Source organism: uncultured Pigmentiphaga sp., from assembly GCF_937950555.1.
Classification (GTDB): domain Bacteria; phylum Pseudomonadota; class Gammaproteobacteria; order Burkholderiales; family Burkholderiaceae_B; genus Pigmentiphaga.
This window is the reverse complement of the sequence record NZ_CALFCW010000008.1, coordinates 24,064-43,349: the sequence shown is the minus strand read 5'-3', so window position 1 is coordinate 43,349 and position 19,286 is coordinate 24,064. Positions and strand designations below refer to the sequence as shown.

Here is a 19,286-nt window from a genome sequence, read left to right as displayed (position 1 = left end):
CGCAGGGCGCTGGCGGCGCGGGCGCCGTCAGCGCAACGCATGCGCCGTCCCGTAAAGCAGCGCGAGGACGGCAAGGCCGGTCGCCATCGAATAGAGCCACCACAGCAGGGGAATGCGCACGTCCAGGCAGCGTACGGGCGAGACATAACCTGCCCAGGTGCGCAGGGCGCCGTAGCCCGAAAGCACTGTCCCCGCGGCCGCATGGATGCCGACGTAGCAAAGCATCGCGGCCGTGACCGCGGCATAGGCATGGCCGGCGGGGTCGGGAACGGCGTCCAGCACGATTCGGCCCAGCGCCCACACGGCCGCCGCGCCCCCGATCGCGGCGCCGGTTTGCCAAGCCACACACGCTTTGCGGGCACGTAAGCTCCTGCGTCGCCGGGCCATCCATGCAGCGGCCGTGGCGGCAATGAGCGCTCCCGCCGCCGACAGCGGGGCGGGGGCGTCCGCGGCCACGCAGGCCGGGGGCGGCCAAAGCGGGGAGACCACCCACAAGTACGCATAGCCGAACGACAAGGACGCGAATATTGCGGCGTCGGCAACCAACATCAGCTGGACGCCAGTCCATCCCGGCGGGTGGCGCGCCACCGTGTGCGGCAGCAAGCGGAGTCCGTTGCCGACGTCCACGGCAGATGGGTCCGTCCGCAGTCCGGTGCGCCATCCCCAGCATGCCAACAGCCCTGCCGCCAGTGTTGCCGCAGCAGGAACCACGATGTATGCCTTGAAGAGCAGCGCCAGGAAAAACACCATGAGCGCCCCGGCTGACGCGAGGGGGAGCCAGCTCGAGCCGGGCAGCACGAGCAGGTAGGCGGGACGTCCTGTGCGTACTTCTACCGCCAGGGTTTCGCGTTGATTTCGGCCGGGATCGGCGAGATAACCTTTGCCGCTCGCCAGGTCGGCGCCCAGTCCTGGCCGATGCCAGAGCGGGTGCCCGCCGTGCGCTTCCGGCTGCGCGGTGAGATCGGGAATGGCGCCGAAGTTGTAGCTCGGCGCGGGCAGTGCCATGGCCCATTCCAGGCTACCCGATCCCCAGGGGTTGCGGCCTGCACGCCGGCCAACGCGTACGTGAAGAAACAGGTCGAGCAGGAATAGCGCGAACCCCGCTGCCTGGAGGAATCCACCGATGGAGGAGGTGACGTTCAGGCTTTCCCAGCCGCTGTCTGCGGGATAGGCATGCATGCGTCGCGGCATGCCCAGCATGCCCGTCAGGTGCATGGGCAGGAAGGTGAGGTTGAAGCCGCCGAAGATGAGCCAGAACGCCCAGCGTCCGAGCACAGGCGAGGGCATGCGCCCGCTGACGTGCGGCATCCAGTAATACGCCGCCGCAAGGAGCGGGAAGATCATGCCGCCGATGAGTACGTAGTGCAGGTGGGCCACGACGAAGTGCGTATCGTGTGCCTGCCAGTTGAACGGCAGCAGCGCCAGCATCACCCCGGTCATCCCTCCCAAGACGAAAATGGCCAGGAAGCCCGCCAAGTACAACATCGGCAGCCGAAACACAGGGCGGCCCGTGTAAAGCGTGGCCAACCAGCAGAAGAACTGGACCGCGGTAGGCAAGGCAACCAGCATGCTGGCCACGGAGAAAACGAGGGCCGAATGGTCCGCAATCCCCGCGGTGGTCATGTGATGGCCCCACAGGGCGAAGCTGATGATGCCCATGGCTGCGATACTGGCCACGATCCACCGGTAGCCCGCCAGCGGACGCCGCGCGAAAGCGGGGAGCATGGTCGAGACCAGCCCGGCAGCCGGCAGGAAAATGATGTAGACCTCCGGGTGGCCGAACATCCAGAAAAGGTGTTGCCACAACAGTGGGTCTCCCCCCCGCGCCACGTCAAAGAAAGGCCAATCGAAGGCCCGCTCTGCCTCCAGCAAGATGCTGCCGAGGATCAGTGGGGGAAAGCCGACCAGGATCATGGCCGAGGTCACCAGCATGTACCAGGCAAATAGCGGCATGCGGGACAGGGGCATGCCGGCAGCCCGCAAGCGCAATATGGATGCCGCCAGTTCCACGCCGCCGCACAAGGCGGAGATTTCCGAGAAGGTGACGCCAATTAGCCAGACATCGGCATTGACGCCGGGGCTGTAAGTGCTGCTGGAAAGCGGCGTGTACATGAACCACCCGCTGCGGGGCGCGAGTCCTGCGGCCAGGCCGCCGAGCAAGATGAGGCCGCCGAACAGATAGCACCAGTATGCGAAAGCGCCGAGCCGCGGATAGGCGAGGTCCCGCGTCCCCAACATTTTGGGCAGGAGGTAGATGGCGCATCCCTCGAGCATGGGGATGGCAAAGAGGAACATCATCACCGTGCCGTGCATGGTGAAGATCTGGCTGTAGGCTTCGGCGCCGAGGAAGCCGGACTGGGCCGTCGCAAGTTGGGCGCGCATCATCATGGCGAGCACGCCGCCGACCAGGAAGAAAACGAGCGCGGTCAGGATGAATCGCAGCCCGACGGTCGTGTGGTTGACGGCCGCGAGGCTTCGCCAGCCCCGCGGGTTGCGCCAGATGCGCTCGAATGCCCGGTGGCGCGCAAGGGCCGAGGGCGCCCCGGTCATTGCGGGTCTCCGCCGTCTATCGGCGTGCCGACTTGCGGCAACGTGGCCAGCACGCGCGCAAGCTCGGAAGCTTCGTGAGCGTGGACCTCGAGCATCATCTGGGCGTGACCGGCACCGCAGAATTCCGCGCACAGCCCGCGGTATATGCCCGGGCGGTCTGCTTGCAGGCGGACCTCGTTGATGCGTCCCGGGACGGCATCGACTTTGCCGCCCAAGCGCGGGACCCAGAAGCTGTGAATGACGTCCGGCGACGAAACGCGAAACTTGACCGGAACGCCCGCAGGTATATGGACCACATTGACCGACCGCACCAGCGGCAGCTCCGTCTCCGGATAGCGGGCTTCCCAGTGCCACTGGCGCGCCCGGATCTGCACCGTGAACGGCGGGGCGGCCAATCGATCGGCCATGCTCCAGCCGGCGTACGCCCCCATGCCCAGGAAACCCGAGAGCACCAAGGAAGGAAACAGGATCCCCCCGCCCAACAGCCAGGTCCGCTCACTCGGCCCGGCAGAGCGGGACTTGCGGAGCGTGCCGTGGCAGGCGAGCGCAATCATGCCCAGTGTGATCGCGATGCTGGTCCCGGCCATGATCCACCACAGCCAGGCAATGGCGCGCGCGGAGGGCCCGGCCGGATCCAAGGTGGAGAAAGGCGTGGCGGCACTCGCCGCGGCCGTTGCGAGGCACGCCAGCACCGCGAGGAGGCATGAAACTTGCCGTTGTGGCGGTCCGGCGCGGCGGGCCCGTGGGATGCGCCTACCCGCATCCGCGCCCGTCGCCCATGTCGCATCGAGGCCAACCGCCATGGAAAAATTCGGACTGCCCCTGCCTTTGGATACGCCTACGCGCGTCTCCGTCGCTCGCCACCCCGTCCACCCCATGCTGGTGACTTTTCCTATCGCCTTTTTCCTGGGGGCGCTCGCTTGCGATGGGGCATTTCTCTGGACCGCCGACGGGTTTTGGGCCCGGTGCGCGCTTTGGCTGGTGGGCGCCGGCCTGGTGATGGGGACGCTCGCCGGGCTCGCCGGCACGGTGGAGCTCCTGGCCGTGGAAGGCATACGCAGGCGCGCGGCGAGCTGGAACCACTTCGTGGTGGCCGTGCTGCTGCTCGCCGTGCAGGCGATCAATTGGCTGCACCGGCTACAGGGCGTGGAGGAAGCGGTGATTCCTTTCGGCATGTTCCTCTCTGTACTGGGCGCCTCATTGGTGGCGGTTGCGGGGTGGTTGGGCGGAAAACTGGTGTTCGAACATCAGGTGGGTGTCGGCGGCCACGGGAAGGACTGACTCAGCCTCCCAACAGCCCCCATGCCGGCTTCGCGAGCGCCAGCCAGAACACCATCGTCATCAGGCATGCGGGGATAGCGATCTGCAACGCCAGGCGGACACGGGAGAGTCCCGCGACGCGATTTCCCAGTCCGGCCACCCGGCTGCCGCAATACAGGTGAAAAAACACCATCAGCGTGACGGCGAGGAGCTTGGCTACCAGCCATTCGTCCCGCACCATGCGCAGGTATGCGAGCCCGGTGCCCGAAACGACGGCCAGGATCGCCGCTGGCGAGGCGACGACGGCGAAAGTGAAACGGGTCATGATGCGCACGCGGTGATAGCGGCTCCTGGTATCGGCCTGGGCGTGCATGATGAACAGGCCGGGCAGGTAGAGCAGCGCGGCGCACCAGACGAGCAAGGAAACATAGTGCAGAGCCTTGAGCCATAGCATGCGGACTCCCCGGGGCGGCGCAGGTGCTGCCCAGTCCTGGACATCGCCACGGTCCAGCAAGGAATATGCCCAGCCCGCAAGCGGTGCGGGCGGGGCGTTCGCCCTGGCGGGCGCAAACGGCGCTTGGGGCGGCCCCCGGTGCGGGCGTTCGTCCCGGCCACGCACGTGTGCGCCTGCTGGCGACGCCTCATCTTATAATTGCGAGCCTCTTAAACCCTCCCTTCGCTGGAGTCCTTATGCCCGCTATTTCGCAGGAAGCGCTCGACCAAATCTTCTTGACCGCCCGTACCCAGAACGGTTGGCTGGACAAACCTGTGTCGGATGATCTGCTCAGGCAAATCTACGAGATTGCGAAGATGGGCCCCACGTCCATGAACTGCCAGCCCATGCGGGTTGTGTTCCTGCGCACGCCCGAAGCGAAGGCGCGACTGATCCCGGCCTTGAGCCCGGGCAACGTGGACAAGGTCAAGGCTGCGCCCGTGACGGCCATCATCGCGACCGACACGCGCTTCTACGAATACATGCCGCAGGTCTGGCACCGCGAAGGCGCCAAGGAAATGTTCGAGGGCAACCCGGCCCTGGCCTCGGCCACCGCCACCCGCAACGGGACGCTGCAGGGGGCGTATTTCATCATCGCCGCGCGCGCGCTCGGCCTGGATTGCGGGCCCATGAGCGGCTTTGACGCCGCCAAGGTCAATGCCGAGTTCTTCCCCGACGGCCGGCTGACCGCCAACTTCATCTGTTCGCTCGGTTACGGCGATCCGGCCAAGCTGTTCGATCGCCAGCCCCGGCTGACGTTCGAACAAGCGGCAACGCTGCTGTAAGCGCGCCTGCTGTCAGGCCCGGCGGCGTCAGGGGCGTTCCGACCCTGCCAGCCAGGCCTTGCCGCGCGCATAAAGCGCCTGGACCCCTGCGCCGCGCAGCCCCGGCATGTCGGTCTTGACGTTCATGCCTATCTTGACCTGCAGATAGGCCAGGTGCCGGTAGCCTTCCGGGAAACGGTCCAGAATGGTCCGGTCCAGTTCAAGCCGGGCCGACGGATCCACCGGGTCGAGGCGATCTTTTTCATAAATGGGCTGGCGTTCGACGATGCCCCAGCGCCCGGCGCGCTTCTCCAGGAAATCGTAGAAGCGGCCGGTGCAGACCACATCGCACAGCACGCCGTCCACGGTCGCGCGCTGGGAAATGGTCATCTTGGTCTGGGCGATCGCCCGGTCGCCCTCGCGGTCGATGGTCATGCCGCCCAGGAAATGGAGGATGTTGACCCCCCGCTCCATGCCCTCCCGGCTTTGTCGGATGAATTCGGCGGCAGGTGCTTGGCACCACGTGGCGTTCATGCGGCCGTCGTCGTGCCAGACGGTCGCAAAGCGCTCCCAGTCGCCGGCGTCGCGCCAGAGCACCCAGTTTTCCAATAATTCGCGGATGGCTAGCTTTTCTTGATCGTACACAGGGGTTTCTCCTGACATTGGGGCAGCGTACGGAACCGATCAAGGGGCAGGGTTCAGTACGAAATCGAAATCCAGGGTGTAGAAGGGGCGCTCGCTTTTCCCGCCATCGGGCGTGGGGCCGGGGTCATGGCGGATCCATTGCGCGACCAGGGACGAGCGCACGCCGAAAACGGCATCCGAATCGAGATATTGGTCGCCGTCCCGGAATACGTGGGTCACGAGCGTTTCGTAGCCTTCGGCGCGGATCATGAAATGCAGGTGGGCGGGGCGCCAGGGGTGGCGGCCGAGCGCCTCGAGCATGCGTCCGACGGGACCGTCGTGGGGAATCGGATAGGCCTCCGCGAGGATGGAGCGGAAGAGGAAGCTGCCGTCCGCTGCGGTGCGGATCCGCCCCCGGCCGCGATGTTCGGATTGCCCGGGATATTGCACGTCGTAGTAGCCGTCGGCGTCGGCCTGCCAGATCTCCATGACGGCGCCGCCGACCGGCGTGCCGTCGGCGCCCCGGACCGTTCCCCGTACGTAACAGGGGTCGCCCTTCGCGCCGTTGGCGATGTCGTCGCCCAAGTCGTAGTCCGGCGCACCCTCGACGAAAAACGGACCGAACACGGTGGCCTCGGTGCAGGCCGGCGGCTTGCGGTGGTTCATGGCCGTCACGAGGGTGGACAGGCCCAGGGTGTCGGACAAAAGGATGAATTCCTGGCGTTTGTTGCTGGTGGCGTGGCCCACCGCGGTCAAGAATTCGATGCCAGCGGCCCACTCGGCTTCGGTCAGCTTCACCTCGCGCGCGAACGCGTGCAAGTGCTGCACGAGGCTGGTCATGATCTCCTTGAGCCGCGGATCCGGGGCGTCTGCGTGCCGGGCGAGGACGGCCTGGGTGATCGTGTCTTCGTTCAGATTACGCAAAGTGGTGTCTCCTGGCTTCTTTTTCATCAATGGCCCCGTTGCGCACTTGCGCGTGCGGCCGGCGGGGCGTCGCCCTTTATGGCTGCGAAATGTAAAGATTGGGCCGGGTGAGGGCGACCGGAAACTGGGCCTGCGGGGCGTTCCCTGCCGGTGCATCCCGGCCGCAGGCGCCGGGATTACCGGGCACCAGGGATGCCGTCGATCCGCGTGCCGGCTTTCAGTCCGCGCTTGGCGAACCAACCCTGCTCCATCTCCAGGGCGTAGCGCACGGGTTGGACCGCGCAGTGACTGGTTTCGGTCTTGGGCTCCATGTCTTCGATGTTCGCGATTACGCCGTCGTCGGCGATGAAGGCGACGGAGAGCGGGATGAGCGTATTTCGCATCCACATGCATTGGATGCCCGGGCGGTCGAAGATGAACAGCATGCCCTGGTTGGGGCCGAGCCGTTCGCGGAACATCAACCCGGTTTCCCGGGTCTTAGGCGTGCTGGCAACCTCGGCGCGGATGAGGTGCATGCCGGCTCTCAGCGTTTGCTGGGGAAGGGTGGCTTGCGCGGTTACCGCCCCGGCGAGGGACAACGCGGCCACGGCAGCGCCCGCCCAGGCGGAGAGGCGCTGTGCTTGGGGGGAGAAGCGAGTCATGACGTCGGAGGTTGGGTCAAAAGATTCACCACCGCCGAGCGTAGCATGGCCCGGCCCGCCTCATCTCATGGCTGCCGCGTACCTCGGGCGGACGCAGGCATCCGCCCGTGATACGCGGGGGAGCAAGACAAGTCGCTCGAAGAGCGCTCAGACGATTTCGCTGATGTTCAGCGCTTGCTTGCCCTTGGGACCTTGGGCCGCCTCGAAGGTGACCTTTTGGCCTTCTTTCAGGGTCTTGAAGCCAGTCATCTGGATGGAGGAAAAATGGGCGAACAGATCGTCGCCGCCGTCATCCGGCGTGATGAACCCGAAGCCTTTGGCATCGTTGAACCATTTGACGGTGCCCGTACCCCTCTTGCCTTGGCTGATTTCACTGGACATGACGCAATGCCTTCTTGTAGTCGGTTACAACCATGCGGAAGCGCGTTCCCCCGGGTGCCGTAACGGCAGACGATCACGCGCGCCGCGACGCGCTAGTATTACGATTCCGGCGCTTGAAAAAACAGGCCCCGGACGGCAAATAATGGAAAAGATGCCCCGCTGCGTCAAGCTCGGGATGCCCCGGGCATATAGGAGTATGCTGATGGCTTGCGGGGTACTTTCAAGTGGATAGAATAGGCGCATGAGCACCGGGTTCGATTCTCAACCGGATCAGACAACGCTGCTTGAGCGGGAACCGTCGAAGACCAAACCACCTCCAATGTACAAGGTGGTGTTGTTGAATGACGATTACACGCCGATGGAGTTCGTTGTGCTGGTGTTGGAGAAATTTTTCGGCAAAGGGCGAGAGCAGGCCACCCAGATTATGCTCAAGGTGCATCACGAAGGCCGTGGGGTGTGCGGGGTCTACCCGCGTGACATCGCCATGACCAAGATCGACCAGGTAAGCCGTTTTGCTCGGCAGAACCAGCATCCGCTTCAGTGCATCATGGAGGAAGCGTGATTTCCCAAGAATTGGAAGTAAGCCTTCACATGGCTTTCGTCGAGGCCCGCCAGGCCCGACATGAATTCATCACCGTAGAGCACCTGCTGCTCTCGCTGCTCGACAACCCGTCGGCAGCCGAGGTGCTTCGCGCCTGCGCGGCGAACCTGGACGATCTGCGACGTAACCTCCGCAATTTCATCAACGACAACACGCCCGTCATCCCCGGCAACGAAGAGGCCGACACCCAGCCCACGCTGGGTTTCCAGCGCGTCATCCAGCGGGCGATCATGCACGTGCAGTCGACCGGGAACGGCAAGAAGGAAGTCTCGGGCTCGAACGTGCTGGTCGCGATCTTCGGCGAGAAAGACTCCCACGCCGTGTATTACCTGCACCAGCAGGGCGTCACCCGGCTGGACGTGGTCAATTACATGTCGCACGGCATCACCAAGCAGCCCCAGCTCGAGTCTTCCAGCACCCCCAAGGAGTCGGAGGCCGAGGCCGAGGGCGAAGCCAAGCAGTCGCCGCTCGACCAATACACGCAGAACCTCAACCTGGCGGCCAAGGCGGGCAAGATCGATCCGCTCATCGGTCGCGACAGCGAGGTCGAGCGCGTCATCCAGGTGCTTTGCCGGCGGCGCAAGAACAACCCGCTGCTGGTGGGCGAGGCCGGCGTGGGCAAGACTGCCATCGCCGAAGGGTTGGCGTGGCGCATCACGGAAGGCGCGGTGCCCGACGTCCTGGCCGATGCATGCGTGTATTCGCTCGACATGGGGGCGCTGCTCGCAGGCACCAAATACCGGGGTGATTTCGAACAGCGCCTGAAGGCCGTGCTCAAGCAGTTGAAGGAAAGCCCCAAGGCCATCCTGTTCATCGACGAGATCCATACGCTGATCGGCGCCGGCGCGGCGTCGGGCGGGACGCTGGACGCCTCGAACCTGCTCAAGCCGGCGCTGTCCTCCGGCCAGCTCAAGTGCATCGGCGCGACGACCTACACCGAATACCGTGGCATCTTCGAGAAAGACCACGCGCTCTCGCGCCGCTTCCAGAAGATCGACGTCAACGAGCCGAGCATCGAGCAGACGGTGCAGATCCTGCGTGGGCTCAAGCAGCGCTTCGAAGACCACCACAGCGTGAAGTATTCGGCGGCTGCCCTCTCGGCGGCGGCTGAGCTCTCGGCCAAGTTCATCAACGATCGCCACCTGCCCGACAAGGCGATCGACGTCATTGACGAGGCTGGCGCGGCGCAGCGCATCCTGCCCAAGTCGCGCCAGAAGAAGATCATTGGCAAGGCCGAGATCGAGGACATCGTATCCAAGATCGCGAGGATTCCGCCGCAGGCCGTCTCCAGCGACGATCGCAGCAAGCTGGCGACGCTCGAGCGCGACCTCAAGGCGGTGGTGTTCGGCCAGGACGCCGCCATCGATGCCTTGTCGGCATCCATCAAGATGGCGCGCTCGGGCCTGGGCAAGCCCGACAAGCCCATCGGGGCCTTCCTGTTCTCCGGGCCTACCGGCGTAGGCAAGACCGAGGTGGCCAAGCAGTTGGCGTTCATCCTCGGCATCGAGCTGCTGCGCTTCGACATGTCCGAGTACATGGAGCGCCACGCGGTCTCGCGCCTGATCGGCGCGCCTCCGGGGTACGTGGGCTTCGACCAGGGCGGCCTGCTCACCGAGGCCATCACGAAGAAGCCGCATTGCGTGCTGCTGCTTGACGAGATCGAGAAGGCCCATCCCGAGGTCTTCAACATCCTGCTGCAGGTCATGGACCATGGCACGCTGACCGACAACAACGGCCGGAAGGCGGATTTCCGCAACGTCATCATCATCATGACGACGAACGCGGGCGCCGAGACCTTGCAAAAGAACGTCATCGGCTTTGCCGGGGCGCGCGAGCCGGGCGACGAGATGGCGGAAATCAAGCGCATGTTCACGCCCGAGTTCCGCAACCGCCTGGATGCCATCATCTCGTTCAAGCCGCTCAACGAGGAAATCATCCTGCGGGTGGTCGACAAGTTCCTCATGCAGCTCGAAGAGCAGCTGCACGAGAAGCGCGTGGAGGTCATCTTTACCGATGCCTTGCGCGCCTATCTCGGCAGGAAGGGCTTCGACCCGCTCATGGGCGCACGTCCGATGCAACGCCTGATCCAGGACACCATCCGTCGGGCGTTGGCCGACGAGCTGCTGTTCGGCAAGCTCGTCAACGGCGGCAAAGTCACGGTGGACGTGGTCAACGACGAGGTCAAGCTCAGCTTCGACGATTCATCCAAGGCTGCGCCCCAGCCCGAGGTGGAACTGGCCGACTGATCCTCGGTGGCGGGAAGGGCCGTCCCCTTCCCGCCACGCCGCCGCAATAATTTTGATTAGGGGTATCCCCAGGGCCGTTTCTGGGGTATCATTGTTGTACTGCACAAATCCCGGCATGCCGCCAGGCATGTACGTGGCCTTCATGCAGACGATCGGTCGCCTCGAGGCTGGCCGAAACTGCATCGTCTCTGACCTCGTTTTTCCCTTCGCTTGCGCGCACGGTGATATCGGTCGGCGCCGATGATCCATCCGGAGCGTCCACAAACCGTCTCCGCTGCGCAGCGCCAGCTTTCCAGGCTTGCTTGATGAAACCGGCCCCCTCCGGGGCAGGCGGCCGTATGCATGCGTGCATCCGGCGCGTTCGGCTGGAACGCTTGCGTTGCGCATTCCGCAACGTAAGGAAGGTATATGTCTTTTTCTGATCTTGGTCTTGCCCCCGCTCTCGTCAGCGCCCTGACCAATGCCGGGCTCGTCGAACCCACTCCCGTACAGGCCCGCGCGATTCCCTTGGCCCTGGCGGGGCATGACCTGATGGTCTCGTCCCAGACCGGCAGCGGCAAGACTGCCGCGTTCATGCTGCCGTCCCTGCACCGGCAGGTCCAGGCCTCGCCGCTGCGCACGCCCGGCGTGCGCGTGCTGGTACTGACCCCGACTCGGGAACTCGCCCAGCAGGTGGCCGACGCCACGCGCACCTACGGCAAGGGACTGAACTGGCTGCGTACCGCCACGGTGGTCGGCGGCATGCCCTATGGCGCGCAGCTCAAGGCTTTGTCTCGACGGGTCGACGTGCTGGTGGCCACGCCCGGCCGCCTGTTGGACCACGTGCAATCGCGCAAGGTGGACCTGTCTGAAGTCGAAGTGCTAGTGCTGGACGAGGCGGACCGCATGCTCGACATGGGCTTCATCGATGACATCGAAGCCATCGTCGCCCGCACGCCCCAGACTCGCCAGACACTGCTGTTCTCGGCGACGCTGGACGGGTCGGTGGCTCGCATGGCCGCCAAAATGATGCGCGATCCGCAGCGGATCGAGATCGCCACGCAGAAGGAAAAGCACGTCAACATCACCCAGTCGCTGCTTTATGCGGATGACATGGCACACAAGCTGCGCCTGTTGGACCATCTGCTGCGCGATGCCAGCATTCAGCAGGCCATCGTGTTCACCTCGACCAAGCGTGCGGCAGACGACCTGGCCGATACGCTGGCCGACCAGGGGTTTGCCGCTGCGGCGCTGCACGGCGACATGAACCAGCGGCAGCGCACCCGTACACTCGCGCAGATGCAGCGCGGACAAGTCCAGATCCTGGTGGCCACTGACGTCGCCGCCCGCGGCATCGACGTGCAGGGCATCAGCCACGTCGTCAACTTTGACCTGCCCATGCAGGCTGAGGACTACGTCCACCGCATCGGCCGAACCGGCCGGGCAGGCCGGGACGGTCTGGCGTTTACGCTGGCCGTGCATGGCGAACGCCACAAGATTCGCAACATCGAACGCTATACCGACCAGAGCATCCCGGTGCAGGTCGTCCCCGGCCTGGAGCCCCAGCGCGCACCGCGTCCCGGTTCGGACCGGCCGCGGCGCGGCGGCCCTGGCGGCAAGCCGGGCTGGCGTCCGGGTGGCCGCGGCGGCTACCAGGGCCGAGAGGGCGGCAATCGCTACGACAACCGCGGACGCTTCGAGCGCGAACCGGACGGCCGTCCGGCCTATGGCGACCGCGGGGCGCGGGGCGAGCGGCAGTACGCCGACCGCAACGGTGAGCGTCCCCAGCAGGAGCGTGCCCCGCGCGAACGCGCATACGGTGGCGAGCGCCCGGAACGTCCGCATGCCCAGCGCGCCTGGGCCGACCGTTCCCGCGCCGTGCAAGGCGAGGCGGAGCGCCGCGAGCGGCCGCTGGCTGCCTGGAGCGAGCGGCCCCGTGCCGAACGTGCGGAGGGCACGCATCGCGATGCGCCGGTGCGGCGTTTCGATTCGCGCCGCCGCGCGGCCTGACGCCTGCAGGCAAGCGCCAGCAAGGCCCGTGTGCCTTGCTGCGTTGCCGCCCCCGCGCCGAGCGGGCATTTTCGCATCGGCCTTCCCGAACGCGCCCTGCTGGGCGCGTTTTTGTTTTTGCGCGCACCGTGTGCGTGGCGGGTGGCTTCCCGCGCATTGGAGCAGTGCGCCAGAGGATGTGCGCGCTCGACATGGGGCCACGGGTGGCGGTGCTGCGGCGCTACGGCGGAGCGGCCGCCCTGTTTGCGTGCGTTGGCAACGGTCGATGGCGCCAGCACGAAACGACCGGCCGGTCATTCTCATTCAATTGATTTGAACTGAAATATTATTAGGCGATATGATTTCTCCAGATATTTTCCCGGGCAGCTCATGATTCGTTTACTTCTCGCTGCGTGGGCGTCGGCTTGGTTGGCCGTCGTCCCGAGCGCCGGAGCCTCTGAAGCGCCGGCAGACGCGGCAGTTCCGGCTGACAGTCTGCAGCGCGCGCGACAGGCCGGCAGGATCCGGGTCGGCTATGCCAACGAGGCTCCCTTCGCCTACATGGACAGCCGCGCCGGACGCCTGACGGGCGAGGCACCCGAGATCGCCCGCGTCGTGCTGGGGCGCCTGGGCATCAACGAAATTGAAGGCGTGCTGACCGAATTCGGCGCGCTGATTCCCGGTTTGCAGGCAGGCCGTTTCGACATCATCGCGGCCGGCATGTACATTCTTCCGGAGCGGTGCCGGCAGATCGCTTTTTCCAATCCCACCTACGGCGTGGGCGACGGCTTTCTCCAGCGCACGGATAATCCGCGCGTGCTGCGCAGCTATGAAGACGTGGCGGCCGATCCGGCGGCCCGGGTGGGCGTGGTCGTGGGGGCGGTGCAGAACGACTATGCGGCGCGTGCCGGGGTCGATCCTTCGCAGGTCGTGGTCTTCCCGGACGTCGTGAGCGCGGTGGAGGGGGTCGTGGCCGGCCGGGCTGACGTCTATGCGGCGACCGCGCTTACGATCAATTATGTGTTGACCAAAGTACCCGAGTGGCAGATCGACAAAGTGGCGAAGTTCGTCCAGCCCACTGAGAACGGCGTCCCCATCCGCGGCTACGGCGCCTTCGGATTCCGCCAGGACGACACGGCGCTGCGCGAGGCCTTCGACCGGGAGCTCGCCGGTTTCATCGGCACGCCCGATCACCTGCGCTTGGTCGAGCCATTCGGATTCACCGAGCAGGAACTGCCGGGAGGCGCAACCGCTGCGCAGCTTTGCGGGGAGGCTCCCGCCGCAGCAGCCAACCCGTCATGACGGGGCTTTACGATTTGCTGCCGCCTTTGCTGCGCGGCCTGGGCGTGACCTTGGTGATCACGGGCGGCGCCGCCGCCTTGGCCGTGCCGAGCGCATTGGTGGCGGGCCTGTGCCGGCTGTCGCACCGGCGCTGGGTGGCCTGGCCGGCAGCCTGCTATGTCGAAGTATTCCGAGGCACCTCGGCGCTGGTGCAGCTTTTCTGGGTGTATTACGTGCTGCCGTTACTGGGGGTACGGTTGCCTGCCATGTGGGCCGGCATCCTCGTCCTTGGCCTGCACACGGGGGCTTATGGTGCGGAGATCGTGCGCGGTGCGATTGCCAGCGTGCCTCGGGGGCAAACCGAGGCGGCCCGCGCGCTCAACATGACGCCCCGCGCGACGCTATGGCGCGTGGTGTTGCCGCAGGCGGTGAGCCTGATGCTGCCCCCGGCGGGCAATCTGTTGATCGAGTTGCTCAAGAACACTGCGCTGGTGTCGCTCATCACCATCACAGACCTGACCTTTAGCGCGCAGCTGCTGCGCAGCGAGACCTTCCGCACCGTCGAGGTGTTCTGCATCGTGCTGGTGATGTACTTCCTCGTGGCGCAGGCATTGAACGGCGGCATGAGGCTGCTCGAGCGCCGGGCCAACCGGTACCGGGGGAGGGGCTGATGGTGCCGGCAGGCAAGCCGCTCTTCGATTGGGACTTCGCGCGCGAAGTCATGCCGACGCTCATGCAAGGCCTGGCCGTGACCGTGCAGGCTACCTTGCTGGGGATGGCCCTGGCGGCAGTGCTCGGCCTGGTGCTGGCGCTGCTCAGGCGTGCGCGCCTGCAACCAGTTTCGTGGAGCGCCGCGTTTCTGATCGAGTTCATTCGCAGTACGCCATTGCTGGTGCAGCTGTTTTTCCTGTTCTACGTACTGCCGGTCACGGGCGTGCAATTCTCGCCGCTCACGACGGGCGTGCTGGGGCTGGGCGTGCATTACGCGGCGTATTGTGCGGAGGTGTACCGGGCCGGACTCGAGAGCGTGCCGCGCGGCCAGTGGGAAGCGGCGCAGGCGCTTAATCTCGGCCGCTGGCGCACGATGCGCGACATCATCCTGCCGCAGGCCATCCCGCCCATCGTGCCGGCCCTGGGCAATTATTTCGTGGCCATGTTCAAGGACACGCCGCTGCTGTCGGCCATTACCGTGGTGGAAGTCCTGCAGGCCAGCAAGATCGCCGGGTCGGCCACGTTCCGCTACACCGAGCCGCTGACGCTCGTCGGCCTGATTTTCCTGGTGCTGAGCCTGGGCGCGGCCTGGCTCGTCAGGAAGGCCGACGTGGCGTTGCGTGCGGGAAAACGATGAGCAGGGAGCAAGCATGAGTGCCAGTGTGTCCTTGGAAAACGTCCAAAAGCGCTACGGCGACGTGGAGGTGCTGAAGGGGCTCAGCCTGCACATACCGGCGGGGCAGACGGTGGCGCTGATCGGCCCGTCAGGGTCGGGCAAGTCGACGCTGCTGCGCCTGTTGATGACGCTGGAGCGCCCGGACGGCGGCCGCATTTTGATCGACGGCGAGTCGATGTGGACGGAGCCCCGCAACGGTGGGGAGGTTCCGGCGCGAGACTCGCACGTCCGCAAGCTGCGGGGCAAGATAGGCATGGTGTTCCAGCACTTCAACCTGTTCCCGCACATGACGGCGTTGCGCAACGTGGCCGAAGCGCCCCGGTACGTCTTGGGCCTCGGTCGGGAAGAGGCCGAGCAGCGTGCCCGCGAGTACCTGGAGATGGTGGGGCTGGGCGATAAGCTCGACCAGTACCCTGGAAATCTTTCGGGGGGGCAGAAGCAGCGGGTCGGAATCGCGCGAGCCCTGGCGATGCGGCCCGAGGTCATGCTGTTCGACGAGGTGACGTCAGCCCTCGATCCGGAACTGGTGGGCGGCATATTGGAAATCATGCGCGACCTGTCTGCGCGCCGGACGATGACCATGATCATCGTTACCCACCAGATGCGCTTTGCCGAGCGCTGCTCTGACCGCACGTTGTTCTTCGAGGCGGGACAGATACTGGAAGACGGGCCGTCGAGGGAGGTTTTCGCGAATCCGAAGCATCCGCGCACGCGCCAGTTCCTGGACGCTGTCATCGACGCCTGAAGATGGCGCGGCAGGAAGCGGGGGACGGGGTAGACTATAGGCCGGTTGCCGCGGCGCCGTGAACCGTCAACCCGTCAGGAAATCGTTCTGCCATGCGTTGCCTGGTCATAGAAGACGAAATCGATACGTCCCGCTATATTTGCAATGGCCTTCGGGAAGCCGGCCATGAGGTGGTCGCCTGCCGGGATAGCGCCGAAGGCTTGAATCTCGCCATGAGGGAGAGTTGGGACGTCATCGTCCTCGACAGGATGCTGCCGAACGACGTAGACGGCTTGTCCATCCTGGGCACCCTGCGTGGCGTCGGCAAGTCTACGCCCGTACTCATCCTGAGCGCCTTGGCCGGGCTGGACGAACGCGTGCGCGGGTTGCGCGGCGGGTGCGACGACTATCTGACCAAGCCGTTCGCCTTCTCCGAACTGGCCGCACGGCTGGAAGCCCTGTATCGCCGCTCCAAGGCTCGCGACGACGTGCGCGAACTGCGCATTGCCAATCTCAAGGCCGACCTCACCAAGCGCACGGTCGAACGCGACGGCAAGGTCATTACCTTGCAGCCGCGGGAATTCCGGCTGCTGGTTTACCTGCTCCTGAACCAGGAGCAGGTCGTTACCCGGACCATGCTGCTGGAAGCGGTCTGGGATTACCGGTTCGATCCCCAGACTAACGTCATCGACGTGCAGATCAGCAGGCTGCGCAACAAGATCGACAACGGCTTTTCGCCCCAGCTGATCCACACGGTGCGCGGAGTGGGCTACATGATTTCGGCGTCTCCGCGGTGAGCGCTGCGCACGACGATTACCCCGGTCGGCAGACGGGCCCGCTCGCATTCGCGCGGCGCCTGTGGCAGTCGGTCGCGTTCCGTCTGGCGCTGGGGTACGGCGTCTCGGTGGTGGTGTTCATGATGGTGCTGCTGTCGGTGCTGTACGTGCAGACCATTGGCGTGCTGCAGAATCGCATCGACAAGCAGCTGATGTCGGCCCACAACCGCTTGATGAATCATTACGAGAGCGGTGGCCTGGACCGGGTGGTGCAGGACATCACCGAAACCCTCTCCGACGGCCTCAATTCAGACACTGAAGTCTATTTGCTGGTCACCGCCGCGGGAAGAAGGCTGGCAGGCAATCTTGCCGTGTCGCGGGACTTGCTCAAACCATCTTTCGGCATCATAGAAAGGCAGGTGCAGCGCGACGGCAGGCCGTCCATCAGCCGGATCCGCGCCGACCGGCTGCCAGACGGGTCCATACTCGTCGTGGGGCGCGACATGCACGACCAGCGGGAGCTCGAGCAGCTGATCAGCAACGCGCTACTGGCCGCTGCCGTCGTCTCGGTGCTGCTGGCCATGCTCGGCGCCATCGTGTTCCGGGACCAATTGGAAAGCCGGGTCGGCGCGATACGGCGCACCGCGGCGCAGATCGAGGCGGGTGACCTGAGCCAGCGCATTCCCGTTTCGGGCAAGGATGATGAATTCGCGCGCCTGAGCCATGACATCAACTTGATGCTCGATCGCATCGAGATCCTGATGGACGGCGTGCGTCACGTCTCGAATACCATCGCGCACAATTTGCGCACACCGCTGTCGCGCATACGTGCCAAGCTGGAGCTGGCGAGCCGCCCGGGCACGGACCAGGCTACCTTGGAGGAGGCCACGGCTTTCGCGATCCGGCAGATCGAAGAACTCACCGTCGTATTCGATAAGCTGTTGCAGATCGCAGAGGCCGAATCGGGAGCGCGCAGGCAGTCCTTCCAGCCCGTATCGCTCAACGAGATCGCGGCGGACGTGGCCGAGCTCTACGAGCCCGTGGCCGAAGAAAAGGGCGTGGAGCTGCAGCTGCAGATGGACGAGGACGTCATGGCCGCAGGAGACAAGGATTTGCTGGCGAGTGCGGTGGCCAACTTGGTCGACAACGCCATCAAGTATGCCGGCAGCCCGGCGCGCGTGGTGATCGGCACGCGCCGGGAGGGCGATGCGGTCTCCATCATCGTCCAGGACAATGGGCCCGGCATACAGGCCATCGAGCGCGCCAAGGTCGGGACGCGTTTTTTCCGGCTCAATCGGCGGGTGCCGGGCTATGGCCTCGGGTTGGCCAGCGTGACCGCTATCGCCGGCCTGCACAATGCCACGCTGCACCTGGACGATGCGGCTCCGGGGCTAGTGGCGCGCCTCACGCTGCCGCGCCTGGGAAACATGACGAAACGGTAATGTTTCGGCCATGACGGCGGCTTACCCGCGTCGGTAATATCCTCGATTCAGTTTTTGGTCGCGACGGCCGGCGCCGACGGTCGTTCCTGCGCAATCGAAGGATAGTCATGCCGCAGCGTTTCGTGCGCGTTTGCGCCGTTTTCTTGTTTTTCCTGGCAGCCTGTTCGGATCCCCAGCCCCCATCGACTGCAGCAACGCAAGACGCAGAACCGCTTCCCCCGGGCCAGGTCCGCATCAGGCCGGCCTCGCTCAAGTACATGGAAATCCAGGAAATCGGCACGGAAGGGGCCGAGCACGTGGTCTGGGCCCCCGCTCGCGTGGCGTTTCGCGAAGAGCAGGTGAGCGAGGTCATCGCCCCGGCGCCCGGCAGGGTGTTGCGCGTCCATGCGCAGGTCGGCGATGCGGTCAAGGCCGGCACGCCGCTCGTCACGCTATCCAGCCCTGAGGCCTCGCGCATACGCGCCGGCTACGCCAACGCGCAGGTCGAACTGGGCGTGGCGGAGGCAGAGGCGCGGCGCCAGCGGCTGATGATGGAAAAGGGCATAGGCATCGAAGCCGAGCTGCTGGCGGCGGAGGCGCGGCTGAAAGAAGCGCGCCACAATGTCGAGGTGGCGGCGCGCGCCTCGGGGTTCCTGGGCCGTGGCGGTGGCGATGAGGTGGTGCTCAAGGCGCCGCGCGCAGGGGTCGTCATCCACCGCAACGCCATGCCCGGTGCGACCGTCGCGCCCGATACCGGGCCGCTTTTCACCGTGGGCGACCCGCAGGCCTTGTGGATCCATGCCGACGTTTTCGAAAGCGACCTGAGCACGATCGCGCAGGGCGCGCCGGTCCAGGTTGTCGTGGCCTCGCTCGACCGCCCGCTTGCCGGCAAGGTCGTGCGCGTGGCTTCCGCACTGAACGCGCAGACCCGGCGCGGGCAGGTCTATATCGATCTCGATCAATCGAATCCCCAACTGCGCGCCGGGATGCTGGCGCGGGTCGGCATCAAGATCCGCAGCGCCGATGGTGTATCCGTGCCGGTGAACGCCGTGCTGATCAAGGACGGACAACGCTCCGTCGTCTTCGTGCAGGTCTCGGAAACCGTATTCGAGGCGCGCACCGTCGTGCTGGGGCAGCCATCCAACGGCTACATACCGGTGCTTTCCGGCATCGAGCCGGGAGACAAGGTCGTCGTCAAGGGTGGGCTGCTGCTCGACGGCGCCGCCAGCCAGCTGCTCTGAGGGA

19 protein-coding genes are annotated in these 19,286 nt (G+C 65.4%); 12 read left to right on the top strand and 7 right to left on the bottom strand.

Features of this window, described 5'->3' with window-relative positions; translation table 11 throughout:
• Positions 1–27 precede the first annotated feature (27 nt).
• Positions 28–2,550 carry a cytochrome c oxidase subunit I gene (gene ctaD / locus Q0319_RS00795; protein WP_299450252.1) on the bottom strand — a complete coding sequence of 841 codons (2,523 nt, stop codon included), beginning with the start codon at positions 2,548–2,550 and terminating at the stop codon, positions 28–30.
• Complete coding sequence (gene coxB, locus Q0319_RS00790; protein WP_299450251.1) at positions 2,547–3,353, bottom strand: cytochrome c oxidase subunit II; 807 nt, start codon at positions 3,351–3,353, stop codon at positions 2,547–2,549. Before coxB ends, ctaD begins: the two co-directional genes overlap by 4 nt.
• Between coxB and Q0319_RS00785 the strand changes: the two genes are divergently transcribed.
• The gene (locus Q0319_RS00785) at positions 3,352–3,831 is read left to right on the top strand and encodes a DUF2231 domain-containing protein (RefSeq protein WP_296463975.1); all 480 of its coding nucleotides are present in this window, start codon (positions 3,352–3,354) and stop codon (positions 3,829–3,831) included. The genes coxB and Q0319_RS00785 overlap by 2 nt on opposite strands.
• Position 3,832: 1 nt before the next feature.
• Here the strand turns inward: Q0319_RS00785 and Q0319_RS00780 are convergent, their stop codons facing one another.
• Positions 3,833–4,264 carry a CopD family protein gene (locus Q0319_RS00780; protein ID WP_296463973.1) on the bottom strand — a complete coding sequence of 144 codons (432 nt, stop codon included), beginning with the start codon at positions 4,262–4,264 and terminating at the stop codon, positions 3,833–3,835.
• A gap of 236 nt (positions 4,265–4,500) precedes the next feature.
• On the opposite strand from Q0319_RS00780, the gene Q0319_RS00775 reads away from it, so the two are divergent.
• Positions 4,501–5,088, top strand: coding sequence for a malonic semialdehyde reductase (locus Q0319_RS00775; protein WP_296463971.1), 588 nt, complete (start codon positions 4,501–4,503; stop codon positions 5,086–5,088).
• Positions 5,089–5,115: 27 nt separating this feature from the next.
• Here Q0319_RS00775 and Q0319_RS00770 read toward each other — a convergent pair whose 3' ends face one another.
• The 4 genes from Q0319_RS00770 to Q0319_RS00755 all read right to left on the bottom strand — a co-directional run bounded on the left by Q0319_RS00770 (position 5,116) and on the right by Q0319_RS00755 (position 7,637).
• Entirely contained in the window at positions 5,116–5,712 is a 597-nt protein-coding gene (locus Q0319_RS00770) for a nuclear transport factor 2 family protein (protein ID WP_363322224.1), read from the bottom strand.
• Positions 5,713–5,751: 39 nt separating this feature from the next.
• The gene (locus Q0319_RS00765; RefSeq protein WP_299450282.1) at positions 5,752–6,615 is read right to left on the bottom strand and encodes an intradiol ring-cleavage dioxygenase; all 864 of its coding nucleotides are present in this window, start codon (positions 6,613–6,615) and stop codon (positions 5,752–5,754) included.
• A 176-nt stretch (positions 6,616–6,791) separates the two neighbouring features.
• Positions 6,792–7,256: a DUF192 domain-containing protein gene (locus tag Q0319_RS00760; protein ID WP_299450249.1), complete on the bottom strand. Its 465-nt coding sequence runs from the start codon at positions 7,254–7,256 to the stop codon at positions 6,792–6,794.
• A 147-nt stretch (positions 7,257–7,403) separates the two neighbouring features.
• Entirely contained in the window at positions 7,404–7,637 is a 234-nt protein-coding gene (locus Q0319_RS00755; RefSeq protein ID WP_296469493.1) for a cold-shock protein, read from the bottom strand.
• A 241-nt stretch (positions 7,638–7,878) separates the two neighbouring features.
• Between Q0319_RS00755 and clpS the strand changes: the two genes are divergently transcribed.
• The 10 genes from clpS (at position 7,879) to Q0319_RS00705 (ending at position 19,282) form a co-directional block, all read left to right on the top strand.
• Positions 7,879–8,199: an ATP-dependent Clp protease adapter ClpS gene (gene clpS, locus Q0319_RS00750; protein ID WP_296469491.1), complete on the top strand. Its 321-nt coding sequence runs from the start codon at positions 7,879–7,881 to the stop codon at positions 8,197–8,199.
• On the top strand, positions 8,196–10,484 hold the full coding sequence (clpA, locus tag Q0319_RS00745) for an ATP-dependent Clp protease ATP-binding subunit ClpA (RefSeq protein ID WP_299450247.1): 2,289 nt from the start codon (positions 8,196–8,198) through the stop codon (positions 10,482–10,484). The genes clpS and clpA overlap by 4 nt, the downstream gene beginning before the upstream one ends.
• A 408-nt stretch (positions 10,485–10,892) precedes the next feature.
• Positions 10,893–12,473: a DEAD/DEAH box helicase gene (locus tag Q0319_RS00740; protein ID WP_296469487.1), complete on the top strand. Its 1,581-nt coding sequence runs from the start codon at positions 10,893–10,895 to the stop codon at positions 12,471–12,473.
• Between the two features lie 369 nt (positions 12,474–12,842).
• Positions 12,843–13,754 (top strand): ectoine/hydroxyectoine ABC transporter substrate-binding protein EhuB, encoded by a 912-nt coding sequence (gene ehuB / locus Q0319_RS00735; RefSeq protein ID WP_299450245.1) that lies wholly within the window; start codon positions 12,843–12,845, stop codon positions 13,752–13,754.
• Positions 13,751–14,404 (top strand): ectoine/hydroxyectoine ABC transporter permease subunit EhuC, encoded by a 654-nt coding sequence (gene ehuC / locus Q0319_RS00730; RefSeq protein WP_296469623.1) that lies wholly within the window; start codon positions 13,751–13,753, stop codon positions 14,402–14,404. The genes ehuB and ehuC overlap by 4 nt, the downstream gene beginning before the upstream one ends.
• Complete coding sequence (ehuD, locus tag Q0319_RS00725; protein ID WP_296469625.1) at positions 14,404–15,081, top strand: ectoine/hydroxyectoine ABC transporter permease subunit EhuD; 678 nt, start codon at positions 14,404–14,406, stop codon at positions 15,079–15,081. The genes ehuC and ehuD overlap by 1 nt, the downstream gene beginning before the upstream one ends.
• Positions 15,082–15,094: 13 nt before the next feature.
• The gene (gene ehuA, locus Q0319_RS00720) at positions 15,095–15,865 is read left to right on the top strand and encodes an ectoine/hydroxyectoine ABC transporter ATP-binding protein EhuA (RefSeq protein ID WP_296469628.1); all 771 of its coding nucleotides are present in this window, start codon (positions 15,095–15,097) and stop codon (positions 15,863–15,865) included.
• Positions 15,866–15,957: 92 nt separating this feature from the next.
• Entirely contained in the window at positions 15,958–16,641 is a 684-nt protein-coding gene (locus tag Q0319_RS00715) for a response regulator transcription factor (RefSeq protein WP_296469631.1), read from the top strand.
• Positions 16,638–18,062 carry a HAMP domain-containing sensor histidine kinase gene (locus Q0319_RS00710; RefSeq protein WP_299450241.1) on the top strand — a complete coding sequence of 475 codons (1,425 nt, stop codon included), beginning with the start codon at positions 16,638–16,640 and terminating at the stop codon, positions 18,060–18,062. Before Q0319_RS00715 ends, Q0319_RS00710 begins: the two co-directional genes overlap by 4 nt.
• Before the next feature lie 107 nt (positions 18,063–18,169).
• Positions 18,170–19,282 (top strand): efflux RND transporter periplasmic adaptor subunit, encoded by a 1,113-nt coding sequence (locus tag Q0319_RS00705; RefSeq protein ID WP_299450239.1) that lies wholly within the window; start codon positions 18,170–18,172, stop codon positions 19,280–19,282.
• Positions 19,283–19,286 lie beyond the last annotated feature (4 nt).